Source organism: Deltaproteobacteria bacterium PRO3 (assembly GCA_030263375.1).
In the GTDB taxonomy this organism is placed as follows: Bacteria; UBA10199; UBA10199; order DSSB01; family DSSB01; genus DSSB01.
Window position 1 is genome coordinate 1 of sequence record SZOV01000198.1, and the last position, 2,398, is coordinate 2,398.

Annotated in this window: 2 protein-coding genes; both read right to left on the reverse strand. The window is 70.4% G+C overall.

Annotation, left to right across the window (positions count from 1 at the left end; genetic code table 11):
- The coding region (locus tag FBR05_15285) for a hypothetical protein (GenBank protein MDL1873543.1) at positions 1-981 on the reverse strand (981 nt) is incomplete at its 3' end.
- 402 nt (positions 982-1,383) lie between these two features.
- Positions 1,384-2,398 (reverse strand): hypothetical protein (locus FBR05_15290; GenBank protein ID MDL1873544.1); only part of this gene is annotated, 1,015 nt, incomplete at its 5' end.

The window sequence follows — 2,398 nt, forward strand, 5'->3', positions numbered from 1 at the left end:
GATCAGCCCGTCGATCGCCCGGTTGGCCGCGCGGATGTCCGGAACCGCGTCCGTGGCGCCGCCGCCCTCCGTGCTGAGGCCGCGGTACAGCCAATGCTTCTGCTTGTAGCCGTGCCAGAGGCCGCGCTTCGCCGAGTCCAGCCCTTGAATGAAGCGCTCCACCGCGGCCCGCGTCTTGGGGTCGGCGGCCGCAGGCTCCTCGGGCTTCAGCGTGACCGCCTCGCCCATGTCGAAGGCGGCCTCCCATTCGTCCGAGGCTTTGAGCAGGGCGTCGAAGGGCTCGCGGTGGGCGGCGGAGATCCCCTCGAACATGTCCTGCGGCGCCTTGGCGAGGCCGCTGCTCATGCCGACGGCGTCCTGCAGGGCGCCGTCCAAGGCCCGCGTCGCCGCGGAGCCCGCCGCGGGCAAGGGCCGTTTCAGCAGGTCCTGGAGCTTGCGGTTGAGCTCTCGTAACTGCTCGGGGGTCCTGACCCGATCGAGCTCCGCCATCAGGCGCTCGGCGCCTTTCAGCAAATGCACGCGATGCCTCGGCGCGGCGAGGGCGCCGCCCTCCCGCCACTCGTCCTGGTCGGCGCAAAGCAGCCACAGGCCGGCCAGCTTGCCCCGCAGCTGCGCGAGGGGATCGGAGGTCTCGCGGCCGCGCTCGACGAGCTTCGCCATTTTTTGGATCTCCTCCGGCGCGAGCTTTCGGCCCTCCATGCCATCGGCGTGGCCGGGCAGGACCCGGACCCCTTCGGGCTTCCAAAGGTATTTTTCCCGGCGCGCGGCGTCCTGCGACTCGATGGCGTCCATGTCGTCCAATAGGGCGAGGCCCCGTCGCGTGGCCTCGGCGATATCGCCGTCCTCCACCCGCAGGTTGGAGACGTTGACGTCGAAGAGGATCAGGTCGACCGTCGCGGTTTTTTTGGAGATCTCGGCGGCATGCAGACCGTGGGCGGTCTCCGTCCCCTTGATCCGGGCGACGGCTCGGAGCAGATCCACGCGCGTCTGCTTTCGCGGCTCGAGAGGTGGGCGGCGGCGAAGGCATTCGGGCCGATCGTCACGAGGTCGCGGGTCAAGGACCGCAGGTCGTCCTTCGCGCCGTTCGGGAGGAAGGGCCCCGTCGCCCCGGCGGCCTCGGGATCTACCTCGGAGTAGGCGACGCGCAGCAGTCGGTCGTACCTTCCCGAAGCCAGCACCTGCCCGAAGTGCCCGAAGGCGGCCCGCCAGGAGTCGCTCTCGGAGGCGCGTTGCGCAGTTCCCTCTTGGCCCATGCCGATCAAAATCAGCCTTCCGCCTTCCCCGGCCAAATGGGCGAGCTTGCGCCCCTCGATCGCGCACTGCTCGAGCAGCCATTTTTTGAAACGGGAAAAATCTCCGGGCGGGATCTTCGCGAGGTCCAGCTTACCTTCGGCGTCGCGGAAGACCGCTGGCACCGCGGGGCCCAGCAGGGCCCGCAGCTCGTCGACCGCCCGCCGAGTCTCCTCGCGGGCCTCGGCCTCCAGCTTTTGCAGCGACTTGGAGGCCTCCGCCTGGAGCGCCCGGATCTCGGGGTCGGACGCGCCGCGCGTCGCGGACAAAAACCTTCGAAAGTGCCCGTGGGCCGCCTTGGCGTCGCCGTCGAAGGCGGCAAGCCGACCCTCCCAAAAGGCCTTCTTGGTCGCATCGCCCCCGCGATCGATTTTTCCCAGCAGCTCCGAGCGGGCCGCCGCCCTGCGCAGGGCGCGCATCACCTGCAGCTGCTGAGGCGTCGCGAGCTTGGCAAAGGCCTCGCCGGTCTTCATTTCGACCTTGCCGTCCTTCGCGACGAGCGAAACATACTCCGCCAAGGGCCGAAGCCCCGCGCCGGGGCTCCCGGCGGCGGCGATCGCGCCCGCGTCCAACCGACCTTCCGCCGCGTCTTTCGCGACGGCGCCCCGCAGACCCTCCAGTCGAATTCGCTCTCCCTTCTCGCCCAGGCGCTCCCGCAGCGCCTTGGCCTCGGCCGCGTCGCCCAAGGCCTCGTACAGGTCCGCCTCCTCCCGGGTCAGGGCGTCCAACGCGGCCGAGTCGGCCTCGACCTCGGCGTCCTTCCGCTCCGCGCCGACGGCCCGCAGGCGCTCGCGCAGGCCCTTTTCGTATTCCATGGCCTCGCGGTGCGGCTCGAGGCCGCCGGGGACGTCGAAGGGAACGCGGGCGGCGGCGGCCTTGATGTCCTCCAAGGCTCCCTTCACGTCGCCCAGGGCGTTCCGCGCTTGATGGCGCAGCCGCAGGGCTTGGACGGCCTCCGGGTTTTTCGGATCCGCGCGCAGGGCGCCTTCCAGCGTCGCCGCGGCGCTTTTCCAGCGCGGCTGATTCGCCGGTCAACAAGGCCTCGTCGACGCGACAGCGGGCACTGAGGAGGATGCCATCGACCGGCACCACGCCGCCTTCGCCCTGC